This is a genomic window from Thiohalophilus thiocyanatoxydans, from assembly GCF_004366735.1.
In the GTDB taxonomy this organism is placed as follows: domain Bacteria; phylum Pseudomonadota; class Gammaproteobacteria; order UBA6429; family Thiohalophilaceae; genus Thiohalophilus; species Thiohalophilus thiocyanatoxydans.
Genome location: NZ_SOQX01000009.1, coordinates 65,353 through 82,969 on the forward strand (window position 1 = coordinate 65,353; position 17,617 = coordinate 82,969).

Annotated in this window: 11 protein-coding genes; 3 read left to right on the forward strand and 8 right to left on the reverse strand. The window is 56.6% G+C overall.

Annotation, left to right across the window (positions count from 1 at the left end; genetic code table 11):
- Window positions 1–579 precede the first annotated feature (579 nt).
- The gene (locus EDC23_RS13090) at window positions 580–2,319 is read left to right on the forward strand and encodes an autotransporter assembly complex protein TamA (protein WP_134085210.1); all 1,740 of its coding nucleotides are present in this window, start codon (window positions 580–582) and stop codon (window positions 2,317–2,319) included.
- A complete protein-coding gene (locus EDC23_RS13095; protein WP_134085211.1) occupies window positions 2,319–6,065 on the forward strand; it encodes a translocation/assembly module TamB domain-containing protein in 3,747 nt (1,248 codons plus the stop codon). The genes EDC23_RS13090 and EDC23_RS13095 overlap by 1 nt, the downstream gene beginning before the upstream one ends.
- Before the next feature lie 199 nt (window positions 6,066–6,264).
- Here EDC23_RS13095 and EDC23_RS13100 read toward each other — a convergent pair whose 3' ends face one another.
- The 7 genes from EDC23_RS13100 to EDC23_RS13130 all read right to left on the reverse strand — a co-directional run bounded on the left by EDC23_RS13100 (window position 6,265) and on the right by EDC23_RS13130 (window position 14,065).
- Window positions 6,265–7,230: an MBL fold metallo-hydrolase gene (locus tag EDC23_RS13100; protein ID WP_134085212.1), complete on the reverse strand. Its 966-nt coding sequence runs from the start codon at window positions 7,228–7,230 to the stop codon at window positions 6,265–6,267.
- A gap of 143 nt (window positions 7,231–7,373) precedes the next feature.
- On the reverse strand, window positions 7,374–8,120 hold the full coding sequence (locus EDC23_RS13105; RefSeq protein ID WP_134085213.1) for a hypothetical protein: 747 nt from the start codon (window positions 8,118–8,120) through the stop codon (window positions 7,374–7,376).
- Window positions 8,121–8,337: 217 nt separating this feature from the next.
- Complete coding sequence (locus EDC23_RS13110; RefSeq protein ID WP_134085215.1) at window positions 8,338–8,598, reverse strand: hypothetical protein; 261 nt, start codon at window positions 8,596–8,598, stop codon at window positions 8,338–8,340.
- Window positions 8,599–8,865: 267 nt separating this feature from the next.
- Window positions 8,866–10,221 (reverse strand): 30S ribosomal protein S12 methylthiotransferase RimO, encoded by a 1,356-nt coding sequence (rimO, locus tag EDC23_RS13115; RefSeq protein ID WP_134085216.1) that lies wholly within the window; start codon window positions 10,219–10,221, stop codon window positions 8,866–8,868.
- A gap of 676 nt (window positions 10,222–10,897) precedes the next feature.
- A complete protein-coding gene (locus EDC23_RS13120; protein WP_134085217.1) occupies window positions 10,898–11,743 on the reverse strand; it encodes a class I SAM-dependent methyltransferase in 846 nt (281 codons plus the stop codon).
- Between the two features lie 2 nt (window positions 11,744–11,745).
- On the reverse strand, window positions 11,746–12,969 hold the full coding sequence (locus EDC23_RS13125) for a multifunctional CCA addition/repair protein (protein WP_134085218.1): 1,224 nt from the start codon (window positions 12,967–12,969) through the stop codon (window positions 11,746–11,748).
- A 130-nt stretch (window positions 12,970–13,099) separates the two neighbouring features.
- Complete coding sequence (locus EDC23_RS13130; RefSeq protein WP_134085220.1) at window positions 13,100–14,065, reverse strand: complex I NDUFA9 subunit family protein; 966 nt, start codon at window positions 14,063–14,065, stop codon at window positions 13,100–13,102.
- A gap of 165 nt (window positions 14,066–14,230) precedes the next feature.
- On the opposite strand from EDC23_RS13130, the gene EDC23_RS13135 reads away from it, so the two are divergent.
- Entirely contained in the window at window positions 14,231–15,598 is a 1,368-nt protein-coding gene (locus EDC23_RS13135) for an NAD-dependent succinate-semialdehyde dehydrogenase (protein WP_134085221.1), read from the forward strand.
- 271 nt (window positions 15,599–15,869) lie between these two features.
- On the opposite strand, the gene EDC23_RS13140 is transcribed toward EDC23_RS13135, so the two are convergent.
- Entirely contained in the window at window positions 15,870–17,558 is a 1,689-nt protein-coding gene (locus EDC23_RS13140) for a sensor domain-containing protein (protein WP_134085222.1), read from the reverse strand.
- Window positions 17,559–17,617 lie beyond the last annotated feature (59 nt).

A 17,617-nucleotide genomic window follows, 5' to 3' on the forward strand; every position in this document is an offset into this window, starting at 1 on the left:
TACTCAAAGTCGCTGAATTATTCAGGTCTTAAATCCGTAAAAACAGATAGTTACGTGTCGTAAGACGCTTATATGCCCTGTTCAAGGCACGATTATCAGGGTCAGATTGAAATTGCTCTACGTAGCCCACTTGCCAGGTACGACTGGGTAATCTCCTCCGGATTGGATTAGCCAAAACCCTACATTCAGAGCGGGATTAAGGCGGTCTGTCCTGCACAATATTAGGGAAAACCCCTTGTTTTGAAATGAAGCATTCTGTCTCGCGCGAATCGGACTGTCTGGGTTTATGTGAGGGGGGATGTCATCCAGGATATGTACAGGAAAACCCGTTGCGAATCGAAAAGAGGTTCATCATACCCGAGTTGGTGTGTTTGTGAACAAACTAATAGATCGCCTGATAGCGAGAGAGGCATGCCTGGGGGCAAGGTTAATCCGTAGAATTGAATAACCAGCTGCCGGTTCGCGAGTTACCAGGGGAACCGGAGCCAGCCTTTTATTGACTATATAATATACAATGTTTGTATAGGCCGGCTTTTGGCGATAGCTAGCTCGGCTACACGGACGCGACAAGGAATCTTGATGGGCAAGACGCAGCAGTGGCTGTTGGCTCTGGTGGCCTGCTTTTATTGCAATACACTCTTTGCGCAAGTTGACCTTGTGGTTAATATCCGGGGTGTTGACGACAGCCTGGAAAAGAACGTCAGGCTTTACCTGAGTCTCGAACAGCAAAAAGAAAGCGTTCTGCTGACTGAAGGCCGTGTCAAACGGCTACATGACAAGGCGTCGCAGGAAATCAGCAACGCACTAAAGCCCTATGGTTACTACCGATCCGAAGTCAGCAGCGAGCTGACAAAGTCGGATGCCGGGCAGTGGCAGGCATCCTATACGATTGATAAAGGGCCGCCTCTGCGCGTCACTGAATTTCGTCTTCTGGTCGATGGAGAGCTACGACAGGACCCGGCTTTATCGAACTTGATCGCCGACTTGCCATTGCAGGAAGGTAGCGTATTCAATCATATTCAATACGAGTCCATTAAGAGCGACCTGACCAGGCTGGCTTCGGAGCGGGGTTACTTCCAGGCCCGCTTTGTCGAAAAACAGGTCAAGATTGATCTTGACGCCTACGAGGCCCGTGTCAACCTTCATTATGAGAGTGGTCCCCGCTATCGGTTTGGCGATGTATCCCTGCAACAGGATGTGCTCGATCCACAACTGTTACAACGCTATATCCCGTTCGAACGGGGCGATCCCTACAACCTCAATGAGGTTATCGATCTCCAGTATGCGCTCAATGACAGCGACTATTTTTCCCGCGTCGAGGTATCCCCCGGTGAGATAGACGAGACGCAGCGCGAAGTGCCAGTCAATGTCAAGCTGACCCCGCGCAAGCCACATCGCTATACGTTAGGGGTGGGTTACGGGACGGATACCGGCGCCCGTACCAGATTCGGCTGGGAGATGCCGCGTCTGAACAAGTCGGGTCATCGTATCAACACCGAGGTCGGCGTTTCCGAGATAGGATACAGTTTCGGCGCTCGTTACCGGGTTCCGGTGCTCGATCCACGAACCGATCAACTGATCTATAGTGCCGGCGTGATCAATGAAGAGACCGACACCAGCGAGAGCACCCTTCGCACCCTCGGTGTTGCCCTGAACCGGAGTCGGGGGCAGTGGCGTGAGTCGATGGCGCTGAATTATCAACAGGAGGAGTTCATCGTTGCAGGCGACGAGGGTGATTCGACCCTGTTGATTCCCGGTGTGGACTGGAGCCGCACCTGGGGCCAGGGGTTTGTGAATGTGCTGGATGGTCTGCGATTCGATATTGAATTTCGCGGCGCAAGTGAGAAGCTGATCTCCGATACAGATTTTTTTCAGGTACAGGGCGGCCTGAAGGGGATTACCTCGCTGGGGAGTAAAACCCGGCTTATTGGCCGCGGTCGTCTGGGTAGTACCCGAACCGATGAGTTCAACCAGTTACCGTCTTCGGTACGCTTCTTCGCTGGTGGTTCGCAAAGCGTGCGCGGCTATGCTTACGAATCGCTGGGGCCGGTTGATGACACCGGCCAGGTGGTGGGTGGCAAGCACCTGATGGTCGGCAGTATTGAACTTGAACGTAACCTGGGCGGCAAGTGGGGCATGGCGGTGTTTTATGATGCCGGCAATGCCATCAACAATCTGGATGATGAACTCGAACATGGCGCCGGCTTCGGGTTGCGCTGGAAGTCGCCCATCGGTCCGGTACGCATCGATGTGGCTTCCGCGATCACGCAACCGGGTGATCCCTGGCGACTCCATATTAATATCGGACCGGATCTCTGATGCGCCCGGAGTTGAAAAAAAACCTGCTCGCGATGTTCGTGCTGCTGTTATTGCTCGCAGGCAGTGGGTTGTTCTGGCTGGGTGCAACCGAAAGCGGCTTGCGCTGGATTTATCAACAGAGCGGCAAGTTCCTTCCCGGCGAGTTGCATATCAGCAAACTCGAAGGGCGGCTGTTCGGCCGTATTACCGCCACCGATCTGGTCTATCAGAAAGCGGATACCCGGGTGGCCCTTGAGCGGGTAACACTGAAGTGGCGACCCTTTGAATTGCTGACGGGGAATCTGGTCGTCAGCCAACTGCACGTCCAGTCGGTGACTATCTCGCTGCCCGCCGCGCAGCAAAGCAAGGCGGAGCAGGCTGTCGAACTGCCGGACATTCGCCTGCCGGTCAATGTGACACTCGAGGATATCCGGCTCGATGACATCCATATCAGGCGGGATGCGCAGCAATTTGCCCTGCATCAGGTCACCCTCGACGCCAGCAGCCGGGGCAACAAGATCCATATCGATGCGCTCGATGTCAGCGCAACAGAATTTGATCTGCACATCGACGGTACGTTGAAGCCGGTCGGCGATTATCAACACACGCTGAATATGCAATGGCGACTTGGGCTGGCGGATCAACCTGAATTCACAGGCCAGGGCCGAAGCCGGGGGAATCTGGACAAACTTGCATTACAGCAGCAGATCAGTGGGCCACTGCAACTGGGTCTCGAGGTTGAAGCACGTGATCTGTTAAGTCAGTTGCGTTGGCAGGCCCGGGCGGATGTGAGCGAGGTTAACCTTGCACGACTCAACACAGCGTGGCCGGCAATCCGGGGCGAGCTGCAAGTGCAGGGCGAGGGAGATCGACATAGCGCGTCACTCAGCGGACAACTTTCGGGGGAGTATCCTGAACAGGGCCCCTTCGAGGCTGAGACCACGTTGCAAGTGGCGCGGGATGGCGCGTTGGAGATTGAACAGTTGTCAATGCGCTCACCGCCCACAAAGACCGAAGTTAATGCCCGGGGACAGTGGACGCCCGGCAGCGACGGATTCAAAAGCGGCGAGCTTGCTCTGGCGTTCGACTGGGAAAACCTGCGCTGGCCGCTGGCAGGTAACGCCTGGATAGACAGTGCCGAGGGTGAGGGGCGCGTCGAAGGCACTCCGGATCACTATCGGCTCTCGCTCAGGGCCGATCGCCCTCTGCCACAGGCGCCACCCTCGACCTGGCATGCCAATGCGAGCGGCGATCTCGAAGGGCTCGATCTCGACAGCCTGCGGATTACGGCGCTGGATGGCGAAACCATCCTGAGTGGCCGGCTCGACTGGTCGCCCCGACTTGCCTGGGATGTGGATGCCAGCGGCAAGGCGATCAATCCTGCCGGTCTGTGGCCACAATGGCCCGGCCGGCTCGATGCCCGTCTCAGCTCGACCGGGTATATAGAGGAAGGCGAGGTCATCGCAGAGGCGGATATTGCCCGCGTCAGCGGCGAGTTGCGCGGCCAGCCGGTGACTCTGCGCAGCCAGTTGGGCTGGCAACGGGCACAGTTAGAGGTTAAACAGTTTGAACTGAAATCCGGTTCGGCAAAAGTGGACGCGCAGGGGACGCTTGGCGAACGCATGAACCTTGACTGGTCCATCGACGCCGCCGAGCTGGCGCAGCTTTATCCGCAGGCCGGAGGGCAGCTGCAGGCCTCGGGACACATCAGCGGCACCCGGGCCGAGCCGGTAATCCGGACCACTTTCAACGGCGAGCAGCTGAGTCTGTCGGATTATCGCATTGGCAAGCTGTCCGGCAGGCTGGGCGTGGATCTGTTCCGCTGGCAACAGATCGATATCGATCTCGCCGCACAGGAGCTCGGCATTCATGAACAGCGGATTGATACGCTGGCGATCAATGCGGACCCGGGTGGCTTGCAACTCACGGCAGAGGCCGACGGAAATAGTGCCCGGATTGCACTGAAGGGAGAGGCCAATGCCGAAGGCTGGCGTGGGCAGATCGAAGCGATCGATTTGCAGGGAGAGAATACGGGCAACTGGCAGCTGCAACGACCCGTCGCCCTGAATTTGACCCGGGATAACCTCTCCGTAGCGCCGTTCTGTGTGCAAAGTGAAACCGCCAGTCTGTGCGGGCAACTGCAACAAACCGGGAAAAACTGGCGCTCGGAACTGGAGCTGGTGAACTTCCCGCTGCAGCTGTTCAGCCCCTGGTTGCCGGGGGGACTGGTCATTGAGGGAGTGACCCATGCCGATGCGACATTCGAGCTGGATAGCCCCGGGCAATTGAGCGGCCGGGCCCACGTGGAATTGCCGGCGGGTGCGGTCGTCTATCCCGTGCTGGAAGGGGAATCGGAGCGCTGGGAGTACCGCACGGGCAACCTTGATTTGAGTGTGGATGAGAAGGGGGTACGGGCGACCTCCCGCCTGGCCATGGACAACGGCGATCAACTCGAGGCCAGACTGGCCTTGCCCGGTGCGCAACTGCTCAACCTTGAGCGTGACAGCCAGCCGGTGCAGGGAAGCGCCAGTGTAACGATTAACCAGCCCGGCATTATTGAGGCTTTGTTGCCCGACGTGCAGGACCTCGACGGCAAGCTGGCCATGCAACTTGATGTCGACGGGACGTTGGCAAAACCACACTACAACGGCAAGGCGAGTCTGGATCAGGGCAGCCTGCGTATACCCCGCCTCGGCCTGCAACTGACGCAAATTCGCGTGGATGCCCGTAGTGAAGGTCTGGACAGGCTGGGCTATGAACTGGCTGCCCGCTCGGGCGACGGTGATATGCGAGTCGAGGGTGAGACCGTGCTGGACAACCGGGCCGGCTGGCCAACCTCGATCAGCCTGAAAGGTGAAAACTTCGAAGTGGCCCGGATTCCCGAGGCCCGGGTTGCCGTCACCCCCGATCTACGCCTCGAGCTGGAGGGGCGCAGCATTGATATCAGCGGGAAGGTTCATGTGCCCTACGCCCGACTGCAACCGAAAGATGTCACCACGGCCGCACAGGTGTCGGAGGACGCGGTGATCGTCGGTGGCGAGGAAGTGGACGAGAAGAAATGGCAAATCAGCAGCCGGGTCCGGGTGACGCTGGGTGATCGGGTCAGTGTTTACGGTTTTGGCTTCGAGGGACGACTGGGCGGCGATCTGCTGCTGATGGATAGCCCCGGCGAGTTGACGACCGCCACCGGTGAAATTCACGTGATTGAAGGGCGGTATACCGCCTACGGCCAGCGCCTCACCGTGGAACACGGACGTCTGCTGTATACCGGCGGGCCGGTCAACAATCCCGGTCTGGATCTGCGCGCGGTGCGCTATGTCAATGACGTCACTGCGGGGATCCGGGTGCGCGGTACGCTCAATCATCCCGACGTGGAACTGTTCTCCATCCCGGTCATGGGCCAGACCGATGTGCTCGCCTATCTGATGCTGGGCCGTCCGCTGGAGACCGCAACCGGCGAGGAGGGGAGCATGATGGCCAGGGCGGCACTGGCACTGAGCCTGAGTGGCGGCGACAGCCTGGCACGTCAGATCGGGGATCGTTTCGGACTGGATGAGATGCGGGTCGAGGCCAGTGACAGCGGCGAACAGGCTTCGCTGGTCATGGGGCGATACCTGGCGCCCAAACTCTATGTCAGTTACGGCGTCGGGATTATCCAGTCATTCAATACCTTCACAGTGCGTTATCAGTTATCCGACCACTGGTACATAAAGGGAGAAAGTGGAGAACACCAGAGCGCGGATATCCTGTATACCATTGACCGATGATGAAAGGTCATTCAAGACTAAACATATCTAAATAATTTATCCAGATTCCTGCGTACCTTATACGCTGTCCAGCCTTGCAAGTTATATTGGCGAAGCCTACGTAACTCAAGTAGCAGGGCCCAGGCGCAATTCGTTGGAATAAGAAAATTGTCAGGTAGCGCGGTGCGCTACTTGACCTGGACCTGTTCGGAACAGTTATTTAGAAATTATCCTGCTCCACTTCCTGGAATACAAAGTTGATCACCCGACCTATCTCGTTGAAGTTATTCCAGTCCTGATAATCAGAAAGATCGTCAATCACTTTGTCCTTCATCTCGTAACTTTGTAATCCCCGGTTAAAGTGATGGGTGACTGAAGCATATAGCGTTTCAAGAAAACGAAGAGATGATTCGGGGATCTCCCGTCCACCGCTACGACCATGGCCAGGGATATAAACAGCGATGTCGTGATCCAGCATGGTTTTTATCGTGGCGATAGAACCCTTAAAGCTGGCATCTTGCGGGACGTCCGAGTTTGGGACACGACGGGATGAGACAATGTCACCAAAAAACAATCCCTTGTCATCGACAACTTCTATCATAAGATCATGGTCGGTATGCGCGTGGCCGGTGTGATGGATCCTCAGTGTAATACCGTCCAGTTTTAGAACCTCCCCACCACTGAGCCCTATATTCGGACCAGTTACCCGGGTGCCTTCAACCGCGCCGTTGGTCATGCCCATGAATAACTGAATCCAGGTTTTACCTTCGCCGGCCTCAACGCGTTCGAGCATTCGCGCATGTGCATAGATTGGCACTCGGGGGTAGGTCTCACGAATACCCTGATTACCCAGCCAGTGATCGCCATGGATATGGGTGTTGAAAACAGCGATAACAGGTTTATCCGTGATATGGCGAAGCTTTGCCAGAAGTTGCCGGCCGATTTCAGCGCTGCTTCCCGGGTCGACAATAATGATCCCACCATGAGTTAAAATTGCCGAGGGGTTGTTCATGAAACCGCGGGTTTCGGGGCTGGGGAGTGTCTGTGTACCATGAACTATATAAATATGCTGGCTGACCTTTTCGAGCGTGTGTTGCTCAAAATCAAGCGGCAGTTGTGGTTCGTGGGCAAATATTGTCACAGGGTTGAAAACAAGTACAAAAGCAAGGTTGATAAGATATTTCATTATGCACTTCCTGTGTGGGAGTGAGATTCAGACAGGATGGCTTTTTAAATTCCGGATGTTACAGCCTGTGCTAATTGTTATAGCACACTGGCGTGATTTTATTTAATTTATTGATCTGGGAGAAAAACCTCGCAGGCAGTGTTCTATTTTCTCTCGGGAGAGGGTGTGGATGAGCGGGATTGTGCGCGCTGCAGTTCGACCAGGTGAGGCAAGAGTTCGGAATTTTTCTGGATATGGAAAATAAAGCGCGGCACATCCTGTTCGGTGCTTTGAGCCATGAAAGGCTCGCCCCAGAAGCTGAGCAGCGCCTCGGTCCCGCCGCTTGACTGACTGTCGGCCAGAATAAACGAGGTGGTCTTGCTTAGCTGGCACCAGCGCGGCTCCTTGACCTTGAATCCTCCGGAACAGTCCGCGATCCGGGGCTGCAGGGTTTGCCATAAATCCTTCTGTGAGGTGTCCAGCACAAACTGGATGGAACTTACCAGCGGATTGTCGATAGCCGGTTTGAGTAATGCATCGAACAGGGCCTGCGGAATATACATGGACAGACAGACATTGAACCAGATCGTGTCTTCGCTCATGTTGCGAACGAAATGTTCATTCACCGTGCGCAGGCGACGCGGCCCGACCAGCACCACATCGGGCGATTTGAGAGAGGCCTGGATACGTTCTACCGTCTGTGCCGTGGATTCGACTTTCTCGGCGGTCAGTTCATTGTTACGGGTGTGGCGCATGAAGTTGATAAACAGCAAGCCCAGCAGTGCAAAAAGAATCGGGAGCACTACCTTCTCATCCACTACATGCAGAAGATGGAGGATAACGGCAATCACCGCGGCGAGGATCCCCGCTATAGCGTCCCACTCATAACCCAGAAATTTTTTCAGTTTCATCGCCATAGCGTGTGGCTGCCGGTTGGTATGCGGATGTAAAAGTCAGCAATCAGCGGTAATGATTCGCAATGACATTATTACCGGCAGGATATTTAACTGAAGACGTTAATCAGGGTACTGCGGGTTTTCATTGTCGGCAAGTTCTGAACGACTGCGACCCCGCGATTTTGACTTGCTGGCATTCCGGTCGCGCCCAGTGGAACTTTTAGATCCGGTCTCAAGTTCCGGGGACGCGACGACTGAGCCAGCCAAAACCCATAAAAATCAGCAGCCAGACAATCGTCCGCAGAGTCATGGCGCGAAGACTATCAATCGCCACGGCACCGCCCGGGTTGTAAAGCAGCCAGATGGCGGCAAGGACCAGCAGATTAAGTATAAAGACCGCCGCAGCGCCGTTTCGTCCGTAATGAACGTTGCGCCAGGCGACAACGCCTACACCGATATAAATAAATCCCATCAGCGTATTATAGACGAGCAAGGGAAAAAGACGACGTACCCCGGGTCAGAGCCGGTCAGGACACGACTGCCTGCAAAAACCGTTACCACACCAAAAGTCACTGCTATAAGCGCCAGGATTTTTCGGGTTAGACTGAAATAGACGGGTTGAGTCAATGTGCTCTCCAGATTCAGTATCGAACGGGGTCAGATAAACGCATCGCGTTGACCTCTGTAAAGTATAGTGCCCTGAGCAGGATGGGTACGGCCTTTAAACCTGATTTACAGCGAAAACAAAACCGCCCAGCGGTCAATCGTCGATAGTGGCATCTTCGATCGGCACCCCGATCAGATCGTGCTCGGTGGCCGCGACGATCTTCACTTCCATGAATTGCCCCGGCGTGACCTCGTCCTCGACCTGATCCAGAATCACGGCGCCGTCGATCTCGGGGGCGTCGGCACTGGAGCGGCCGAGCAGCAGGTTGTCCTCGCTGAAGCCGTCGACGATGACCTGCATCGTCTGGCCAATCTTGTTTTGCAATTTTTCGGCGCTGATCGCGCTTTGCAGTTGCATGAAGCGTTCGAGGCGTTCCTGCTGCACTTCTTCCGGGACGGGATCGGGCAGGTCGTTGGCGGTGGCGCCATCGACGGGCGAGTAGGCGAAGGCGCCGACCCGATCCAGTTGTGCCTCTTCGAGAAATTCCAGCAGCTCTTCAAATTCCTGCTCGGTCTCGCCGGGGAAGCCGACGATGAAGGTGCTGCGCAGAGTGATATTCGGACAGATTGCGCGCCAGTCTTCGATGCGGCGCAGGGTTTTTTCGATATTGCCGGGGCGCTTCATCAACTTGAGGATGCGCGGTGAGGCGTGCTGAAACGGCACGTCCAGGTAGGGCAGGATCAAGCCGTCGGCCATCAGCGGGATGACTTCGTCCACGTGCGGATAGGGATAGACATAATGCAGTCGCACCCAGGCGCCGTACTCGCGGGCCAGCTTGCCCAGCGCGGCGGCCAGTTCGGTCATACGCGTTTTTAACGGCCGTCCACCCCAGAACTCGGTGCGGTATTTGACATCCACGCCGTAGGCGCTGGTGTCCTGGGAGATCACCAGCAACTCCTTCACGCCGGATTTGAACAGGTTTTCCGCCTCCTGCATGACCTCGCCAATGGGGCGGCTGACCAGGTCGCCGCGCATCGACGGAATAATGCAGAAGCTGCAACGATGGTTGCAGCCTTCGGAGATCTTTAAATAGGCATAATGCTGCGGCGTTAACTTCAGGCCTTCGGCCGGGATCAAATCGGTATAGGGATCGTGCGGTTTGGGCAGTTGCTGGTGCACATGGTCCATCACTTCCTGCAGGGCATGCGGGCCGGTCACCGCCAGCACCTGCGGATGGGTCTGCTGCACGATGTCACCCTTGGCGCCCAGGCAGCCGGTGACGATCACCTTGCCGTTTTCATCCAGCGCCTCGCCGATGGCCTCCAGCGACTCTTCCACCGCGCTGTCGATAAAGCCGCAGGTGTTGACCAGCACCAGCTGGGCGTCGTCGTAACTGGAGACAATGTCATAGCCCTCGGCGCGAAGTTGGGTAAGGATCTGCTCCGAGTCCACCAGCGCCTTGGGGCAGCCGAGGCTGATAAAACCGACTTTGGGTACGGGGTTTGACATAGGGGTATTCGGGGCTGTGGTTGCGAGGGGTGGGATCATACCATTTATTAGACAGGGCCGAGGGACGAGTTACGCGGGACGAGTAAAAAAACTGAACCACGAAGACTCGAAGATACGAAGGTAAAAATTCTGCTCTGATCGTTATTCCCGCGCAGCAGATATCCATATTGACAGTTTCAGGGGTAGGCCGGACATAGCAAAGCGGTGTCCGGCACCCAGGGAATTGCCCGATACCGCTGCGCTATATCGGGCCTACCTGATGCGTGGTTTTGGTTTTTCCTCGTTACTCGTCCCTCGTCACTCGGCCCTCTTGCTTGCGTCCAGCAAGCAAGTGGATCGGCCACTGAATCGGTTTGGGTTGTGCGGGATCGGGCCACTGTTTGGCGAGCCGTTGTTCGAGTTCGGGCAGTCGCGTAGGTCACGCTGGTGGTAACCTGCGTGACATTCACCTTGGGGTAGAGGCGCCAAGTAGCGCTGTACGCAACCTGGCCTACAATGTTGCTTCGTGTCTTCGTGTCTTCGTGGTTCAGGGTTTTCCTCGTTACTCGTCCCTCGGCCCTCCTGCTTGCGTCCAGCAAGCAGGAAGCAGGTAGGTCCGATATAGCACCCTGCGGGAATAAACTCCGCGGTATCGGGCAATGCTCCGGGTGCCGGACACCGCTTTGCTATGTCCGGCCTACCCCCGTGGCGACATGGATTGTGAGCTGAAATCTTTCTTCGTGTCTTCGAGTCTTCGTGGTTCAGGACTTGCCTCGTTACTCGTCCCTCGGCCCTCCACTTGCTTGCGTCCAGCAAGCAAGTAGATCGGCCACTGGATCGGTTTGGGTTGTGCGGGATCGGGCCACTGTTTGGCAAGCCGTTGTTCGAGATCGGGCAGCGGGTTGTGATCGTGGTCGGCGAGGTAGCGCCGGGTGGCGGACCAGGTGGCGAGATAGCCGATAACTTCGGTCAGGGTCCATTGGGCCTGGATATGAAAGGCCGGGGTGTCGAGCCGGGGGAAGGGAAAGGGCAGGTCGGTGTAGCCTTGTTCAATCCAGTGGCGTTCTTCGGGCCAGTAATTTTTCAGTGTGTTGGTGTAATAGTCGTGAATCAGTGCATCGATCGCGGGGAATATCGAGAACAGGCCGTAACCCCAGATCGCCAGTACGCCGCCGGGTTTGAGCAGGCGGGTGGCCTCACGATTGAAGCGGATGTGATCGAACCAGTGCGCGGCTTGCGCGACACTGATTAGATCAAGCGAGTTATCACTAAACGGTAGTTGCTCGGCGGTGCTGCAAACATACGTAATAGCATGCTGGGTTTGCGCGTTGCGCAGTTGCGCCAGACTCGGTTCGCAACCGATGACCTGCCCAAAGTGGTCGCCTAATGCAACAGCGGCCTGGCCATTGCCGGTAGCCACATCCAGTGCACGTTCATGCTGCGGACAGAGCGAGGCGAGATAATCAAACAGTTCGGGCGGATAGTGGGGGCGGTAGCGGGTGTACTCCGCCGCCTGTTGGGAGAAGTGATCGGCGAAGGCCATGCTCAGGCCGCGCGGTGCACCTGTTTGATCGCGGTCAGCCGCGCCCTGTGCAGGGCCTCGGCGATCGCTTTGCCCTGCAGGCCCTGTTCGACGAACGGTCCGGCTTCGATGGCGCTGGCGGCGGCGTAGGTTTCGCGCATGATGCGGGGCTGATCGAAGACCCGGTCCTCATAACCGGGGCGCCCGCGGGAGTCGGCCTCGCAGGCCAGCAGGAATTGCTCATAGCGCTCCGGCCGGCGAAAGGCATCCAGCGCTTCCAGGGTTTTTAATAAAGTCGTGTCCTTGAGTTCGCCGGCCCGGTGGTAGTGCAGGTGATAGCGGGTCACCATTACCGCCAGCTCGCGAAACTCGTTGGGGATTTTATAGCGATCGCATAATGCCTCGACCAGCGGCACGCCGCGTTCCTCGTGATCGATGTGCGAGGGCAGCTCCTCGGCAGGCGTAGTGCCCTTGCCCAGATCGTGCACCAAGGCGGCGAAGCGTACCACCGGATCATCGGAGAGTTTGACCGCCTGTTGCAGTACCAGCATGGTGTGCACCCCGGTGTCGATTTCGGGGTGGTGCTGTTCCGGTTGCGGCACGCCATAGAGGCGATCGACTTCGGGAAACAGTCTGGCCAGTGCGCCGCACTCGCGCAGCACTTCAAAGAAGGTTTCCGGGTGGTCCTCCTGCAGGGCGCGCAGGGTTTCCTGCCAGACCCGTTCGGGAACCAGGGCGTCGACCTCCCCGTTGTCGACCATCTGCTGCATCAGCGTCCGGGTTTCGTCGGCCACGCGGAAGCCGAACCCGGCAAAGCGGGCGGCGAAGCGCGCCACGCGCAGGATGCGCACCGGATCCTCGACGAAAGCGGGCGAGACATGGCGCAGCAGGCGATCCTTGATATCCTGCCGGCCGTCGAAGGGATCGATGATCTCCCCTGTGTCGGTTTCGGCCATGGCGTTGATGGTCAGATCCCGGCGGGCCAGATCCTGCTCCAGGGTAACTTCGGGGGCAGCGTGAAAGCTGAAGCCGGTATAGCCGGGGCCGGTCTTGCGCTCGGTGCGCGCCAGGGCGTATTCCTCGTGGGTCTCGGGATGTAAAAAAACGGGGAAGTCCCTGCCCACCGGTCGATAGCCGGCGTCGAGCATTTCCTGTGGCGTGGCGCCGACCACCACCCAGTCGCGGTCCTTGACCGGCAGCTCCAGCAGTTTGTCGCGGACGCAGCCGCCTACCTGATACGTTTCCATACCGCGATCATACTCCCGCCCGATGACAAATTCGAACCGGTTTCGAGCAAGGTTTTAAGACGGGGTATTGAGACACAATTGAATTTTTTGACTTCGTGTCTTGGTGTCTTCGTGGTTAATCTTTTTTGTATCACTCCCGCCGCGCCTTGCGCCGGAAAACCTGATAGCGATCGCGGTAGGTCTTGTGACGCAGATACTGGGGAATGACGGACTCCAGTGCGGCCGGCTCGATCCCGAATACCTCGCGCAGGATTTTATCGCCTTCGGGGCAGGTGCTGTCCATCTGCAGGGAACGGTAGTTGTCGCGGGAGAAAGGTTTGCCGGGGGCATATTCGAGCAGATTGGCCTGCAGGGTGGAAGCGATACGACCCAGCGGAATAATACGGCGGTTGATGTCGAGCGTATCGGCAATGCGTTCGACAATCTGCTGCAGGGTATATTCGTGGGGACCGCACAGGTCGTAACGCTGACCGTAGGTGGCCGGATCGTTGAGACTCCGGGTAAAGACGGTGGCCACATCGCCCACATAAACCGGGGCAAAGCGGGCGTCGGGACAGGCCAGGGGAAACAACCAGGGTGTTTTCTTCAGCAGCGAGGCGAAGCGGTTGATGAAGCTGTCTTCGGGGCCGAAGATCACCGAAGGCCGGAATGAGGTGACATTGAGCTGGGGGGCGGCATGAACCCGGTTTTCGGCTTCGCCCTTGCTGCGCAGATAATAGCTGCTGCCGGTGCCCGGATCGGCGTTGAGCGCACTCATATGCAGCAGGCGCTGTATGCCGTGCTTGCGACAGGCCCGGATGACCTTGTCGCTCAGCTCGACATGGGCGCGATAGAAGCCCTTGCCGTTGTCGCGGGGCTCGTTGAGAATACCGACCAGATTGATCACCGCGTCCTGATCGGCGAAAAATCGGTTCAGGGCATTTTCATCATGCACATTGGCATCGAAGACTTCAACGGTCGGCATGACCAGCAGTTCCCGATGCGCCTCGCGACGCCGGGTCAGGACCCGGATGCTGTGCCCCTCTCTGACCAGATGGTTGATCAAATACTTTCCGACAAATCCGGTCCCGCCGAGGATGCAGATGCGTCGTCTCATGGATGTACCACCTTTGTTGTCCGGTTGCATTGTCATTATTTGTCCCTATTATAGGCATGGCAATGGTTCAAATGCGAGAGCACATATAACCAGAGTATGGGCGATAATATGGCGTCTATACTTTAATATGTATGAACGACAGACGCGAACGATAAAGGAGTCCGCATGAGTTTCGAAGTCATCAACCCGGCAACTGGCGAGAAGGAAGGTGAATTTTCGGCCTGGGAGGACGCCCGGATTGATCAGGCGCTGGAACAGGCGGCCGAGGTCGCGCCGCAATGGCGTGCCCTGACCATTACCGAGCGTTGTGAACTGATGCGCGGGGCCGCGCGAGTACTGCGCGACAACAAGGAGCAGTATGCCACCCTGATTACCCGGGAGATGGGGAAGCTGATTAACGAGGCCCGGGGCGAGATCGAAAAATGTGCCTGGGTTTGCGACTATTATGCGGACAAGGCCCCCGAGTTCCTGCACGACGAGCCAATTGAAAGCGATGCAGGCAAAAGCTATGTGGCCTACCAACCGCTGGGCACCGTGCTGGCGGTGATGCCGTGGAATTTCCCCTTCTGGCAGGTGTTTCGTTTTGCGGCGCCGGCACTCTGCGCCGGTAACACTGGATTGCTGAAGCACGCCTCCAATGTGCCGCAGTGTGCGCAGGCCATCGAAGCGATATTCCGTGAAGCGGGCTTTCCCGATGGGGTTTTTACTGCATTAATGATCCGTGCTTCACAGGTGGAAAAGGTTATCGAGGATCCCAGGGTGCAGGCCGTTACCCTGACCGGCAGCGAACCGGCCGGGCGCAAGGTGGCGGCAACAGCCGGGGCGGCCCTGAAAAAGAGCGTCCTGGAGCTGGGCGGGTCCGATGCCTTTGTGGTGCTGGAGGACGCGGATCTGGATGAAGCGGTCAAAAATGCCGTGGCTTCCCGGTTTCTCAATGCCGGGCAGAGTTGTATCGCCGCCAAGCGCTTTATTGTGGTGGATGCGATTGCCGAGGACTTTGTTGCTCGCTTCAAGGCCGGGGTCGAGAGCCTGAAACCCGGTGATCCGCTGGATGAAAATACCAGCCTGGCGCCGATGGCGCGCAGCGATTTACGCGAGGAGATGCACAAGCAGGTGGTCGACAGCCTGGCCGCGGGCGCGGTCAATGTCACCGGCTGCGATCTCTACGAGAATATGCCCGGGGCGTATTATAAAGCGTCGATTCTGGATCAGGTCGGTCCCGGCATGCGCGCCTATAGCGAAGAGCTGTTCGGGCCGGTGGCGATCGTGATCCGGGCGCGGGACGAGGCCGACGCCCTGCGGATTGCCAATGACACCACCTTCGGACTGGGGGGCAATGTCTGGACCCGGGACAGTGATCGGGGTGAACGACTGGCCCGGCAACTGGACTGTGGTTGTTGCTTCGTTAACAGCTTCGTCAAAAGCGATCCACGCCTGCCGTTCGGCGGGATCAAGAACTCCGGTTACGGCCGCGAACTGTCCCACCACGGAATCCACGAATTCGTCAATGCCAAGACCGTGTGGATTAAATAGCGGCTATTCTTCCCGCGAGTCTCTTTTCGTTGCAGGTCTGGATAACGCAGAGTTCGCAGAGGCGCAGAGGCGCAGAGAAAAGCTGAAAAAAGGACAGGTTTGATAAATTCAAACTACTGAAAGCACTGAATTCACGGAACAAACTAATAAATCGATTCATAAGTGTTTCAGTGGTTTCAAGGTTATGCAGTGTTACTGGTGTTAACAGAACTGCAATAAAAATTACTCCGCGTCTCCGCGTTATTTTCCAGTACGCTGAAAAGAGCCAGGTTCAGATGTCGAACCTTTCGTGGAGGATTTGGGGTTTGCCGAAGTAGTATCCCTGCCCCCAGTTGACACCGATTTCGCGCAAGGTTTCCAGGGTTTGCTGATTCTCGATATATTCACCAATGGTGATCAGCTCGAGATCATTGGCAATACTTTGTATGCCCTTGATGATGGCGCGTATACGGCTCTCGCTGGCGACGCGTTGTATCAGTGTTCCGTCTATCTTGAGAAAAGAGACCGGCAGATCGGCCAGGTAATTGAGTGATGAATAACCGACGCCAAAATCATCGATTGCCAGGCGCAGGCCGAAATCGAGAAACGGTGCAAGAATCTCTCTCGTGTCGCCAAGATTGTGCAGCAGGGCCTGTTCGGTGATTTCGATGGTCAGCGGTTTCTCACTGCCAATTCGCGTCCCGCAGACCTTGCACTGTTCCAGGGCGGTATTCAGGATGCCCTGGACCAGGTCCGGATGTCTGAGTAACTCGGCCGATATGTTGACGAAGTGCGGATGGGGGTTATTGCCTCGGCGAACACTGTCACTGCAGTGCATAATCGCCTGCCGGCTTACTTCGAAATCGATACGATGGGCCAGCTGGAGATGGACAGCGGCATCGATGAACTGTTTGGCGGGAACGGGGGCAGTGCCGGGATTTACAATCCGGGCCAGTGCTTCATCGGCAACTACCTGACCGGTTTGCAGGTTAACAATGGGCTGATAGGCCGGAATAATCCGGTTTTCCTGCAACGCATTTTCCAGCTGTGTCGCAATACCTAAAAACGAGCCGCGATTTTCCAGGCTGCTGGCGATGCGGTTTCGACCACCTCGTTTGGCCTCGTACAGCGCGGCATCGGCGCTTCTTAGAATGTCGGATACGGCTTTACCGTCTTGCGGATAATTTGCGACACCGATACTGCAGGTCGTGAAGATATCCTGTTTTCCGGAATGGATGGAAAAGTCGGCGATATGCCTGTGTATTTGTTCGGCTTTTTTCATGCCGGCTTCAAGATCCATCTGCGGAAGTATGCACAGGAATTCCTCGCCACCCCAGCGCCCCACAAGTTCAGGCTGCGTGACAAGCCGGGTCAGGTAGTCGGCAAACTGTTGCAGCATAATGTCCCCGGTAGCATGCCCATGGCTGTCATTAATCAGCTTGAAGCGATCCAGGTCAATCATTAGAACCGTGTAGGGTGTCCAGTTTTTTTTGTGTTGATCGTGCAGCTGAACCAGGGTTTGATGAATGGTGTCGCGATTGGCAAGTTTGGTAAGCGGGTCATAACCATGCGGCTCGATTTGGATGTAATCTTGTTCTTCCATATGGCTGAGATCATGGAACATGATCGCCAGAGTATCCTTGTCAAGTATGATAAGGCTGTAGTCGAACAGCCTCGATTGATTATCAGCAGTCTTCACCCGTTGGGAGGTAAAAGAGGTACGCGGCTGTTCTTTCGCCAGAGATAGCCGAATAAAATCGGTATCGAGGGATTGATTATCGGGTTGCGGTTGGAAAATAGCGCTGAGTGTCTGCCCTGAAGCCTGCTCCCGGGGCTGGTTCAGTAATAGCGAGGCGGCCTGGTTAATAAAGGTAACGCGACCTTCACGATCTACCCCGATAACCCCGTCACTGAGATTATTAAGCAGTTGTTCGCTGCTGATATAGGGGCGCGCGGGTTTGTCTCGAACGCTGTCCGACACAGTTGCTCTCCGGTGTGGCGCTGCCCTGCGCCGGGGGTTAAATTCCCAGTAGAAACGTT

Coding starts and splice junctions, on each gene's coding strand:
- EDC23_RS13100 (WP_134085212.1), bottom strand. CDS start 7,230: ATGAAATATCTTATCAACCTTGCTTTTGTACTTGTTTTCAACCCTGTG.
- EDC23_RS13090 (WP_134085210.1), top strand. CDS start 580: ATGGGCAAGACGCAGCAGTGGCTGTTGGCTCTGGTGGCCTGCTTTTAT.
- EDC23_RS13095 (WP_134085211.1), top strand. CDS start 2,319: ATGCGCCCGGAGTTGAAAAAAAACCTGCTCGCGATGTTCGTGCTGCTG.
- rimO (WP_134085216.1), bottom strand. CDS start 10,221: ATGTCAAACCCCGTACCCAAAGTCGGTTTTATCAGCCTCGGCTGCCCC.
- EDC23_RS13120 (WP_134085217.1), bottom strand. CDS start 11,743: ATGGCCTTCGCCGATCACTTCTCCCAACAGGCGGCGGAGTACACCCGC.
- EDC23_RS13130 (WP_134085220.1), bottom strand. CDS start 14,065: ATGAGACGACGCATCTGCATCCTCGGCGGGACCGGATTTGTCGGAAAG.
- EDC23_RS13105 (WP_134085213.1), bottom strand. CDS start 8,120: ATGAAACTGAAAAAATTTCTGGGTTATGAGTGGGACGCTATAGCGGGG.
- EDC23_RS13125 (WP_134085218.1), bottom strand. CDS start 12,969: ATGGAAACGTATCAGGTAGGCGGCTGCGTCCGCGACAAACTGCTGGAG.
- EDC23_RS13135 (WP_134085221.1), top strand. CDS start 14,231: ATGAGTTTCGAAGTCATCAACCCGGCAACTGGCGAGAAGGAAGGTGAA.